This window comes from Oligoflexus sp. (genome assembly GCF_035638955.1).
Classification (GTDB): domain Bacteria; phylum Bdellovibrionota_B; class Oligoflexia; order Oligoflexales; family Oligoflexaceae; genus Oligoflexus.
Genome location: NZ_DASQYZ010000067.1, coordinates 1 through 1,828 on the forward strand (window position 1 = coordinate 1; position 1,828 = coordinate 1,828).

The 1,828-nt window shown below is 46.8% G+C and carries 2 protein-coding genes; both read right to left on the reverse strand.

What is annotated here, in order from left to right; translation table 11 throughout:
- Positions 1-222 (reverse strand): hypothetical protein (locus tag VE954_RS06735; RefSeq protein WP_324950962.1); only part of this gene is annotated, 222 nt, incomplete at its 3' end.
- Positions 223-572: 350 nt separating this feature from the next.
- A complete protein-coding gene (locus VE954_RS06740) occupies positions 573-1,568 on the reverse strand; it encodes an IS4 family transposase (protein ID WP_324950964.1) in 996 nt (331 codons plus the stop codon).
- Positions 1,569-1,828: the final 260 nt, after the last annotated feature.

Genomic DNA, 1,828 nt, shown 5'->3' on the forward strand with positions numbered 1-1,828 from the left:
CCACAGGTCACGGAATTGCTTGCTCGACATTTCACTTCCCTTATGTGCGGAAAACATTTTTAGCGGTCCGGCATCCCCCAAAAAAATCACCTGATGGCAGCGGAGTGGTGAATCGAAGTAGAGGCTCTGAATTACCTTTAATTTTTTAGAACAATCTCCCTGCATGCTCGCATAAGACCTCTTTTTGATGTAAGAATGCCTCTCGCCGAGATAAACGTGCAACGAGAGATCTTGCAACTGTAATGAGTTGATCGACAACGATTTTATACGCGTATGGACGGTGAAGCCGGAGACGAACTGAACGAACAACTCATGAGCCTGTTCAAATCAATCCGTCTCAACAAAGACGAAAGCCCGCTTTAGAGCCAATGTCATTCGCTTAACACAGAACCTTACGTGGGCGGCCTATAGGTCGCTCCGTTTTTTTGCGTTTTGGGCGTGCTGGCATCCACCTGCCTACGGGCTTATAGGATCTGCGGGGAAATTTTCTGCCTGGTCTTACGGGATTTAGACAGCGAATGATCAATCGGATGGAAAATGTCAGAGCCGCTCGCATGACCTTCGAGCAGCTGTTAAACAATCGATGGATGTTCTGACTTAAACAGAAGACAGCCTGTCGGTAGTTGCTCTGGTAGTGTGATATTTTTGGGCAGAGAGCGTCTTTTTTTTGAATTTTCGGGAACTATCTGTTCAATATACATCGTGATGTTCCAAAGAAGACCTGCTGCATGGAGCTCCTGCTCAATTCCGTTCAAGCTTTTTGAATGAAAATCTTCTATTTCCATGGTTCGCTTATAATTTTTAAGGTATTCCTCAATCAGCCATCGGCTTCTATAGAGAGCGATGAAGTCGGAGGGAGAGATCGAGGGGTCCATTATGGTCGTAGCGAGCATATAATCTTCATTTTCAATTCTATATTTTATGAGCCTTAACTGTACCGAACTCATATCAGTGGAAGAAAAGCGCTTTTTAGCCTTTGCTATTGTTGGAGCGCTGGGACTCAAGGTGACAACCATATCATCCTTGCTGCTTTTCCAGGCTTCGTCAATTTCCTTGAATACCTTGCCTTTTTGAACTCTGAATACGGCCGCGACGCCGTGCAGTCGGTGATCAACGATCAGATTAAAGGAGAGATAGCCGCGATCGTAGATTACCAAATCCCTGCCGTTAAGATTGTCCAGAAACTTGTGCGCTTGAGCCCTTTCATCCCAGTCGCTCGATAGACTCAGATCCATAACCATCCTGTCTTCGACTCGCAAGAGCACACTTAAAAGTCCTTGCGGCATATGCCCCCCGGTTTGCGTTGGGAAACCTTTGTTGAGCATAGAGCGCGGGAGGTCCAGCTTGGAACCATCCACAATATGGGGAGTGTAGCCGTACCAGTCATTTTTTTTAGGAAGCTGTTCATCCCAGCTCGCCACAAGTTCATTTCTGATATCACCCAGTAGACTTGAAGGCATTTTATTGCGGGCTACACAAAATGAAGATGCTGCGGGAGAAGTCAATGGGTTTGAATGAAACTGAATGAAGACAAAATCAACTCCCACAATCATTCGTTTTGAATCCACCGTGCCTCCCAATATATATTCGAACTGTAGCGGCGTTGACGACACTTGAGCAGCCGCTACCAGGCCTCCCCTTTTCGGGTCCATTCAGGGGGAGGCCCCACTACTGAAAGGAAATTAAGATGACTTTAATCAAAAATATTCAAATCCCCTTCGCGGGATGCCTTTCAGTAGTTCGCGGCCCGGGGCCTGGCCCCGGGTCCGCATTTTAATCTGAGGACAAATGCCGCTGACCCCTATTATCATCAGCGCATTGATCGCCT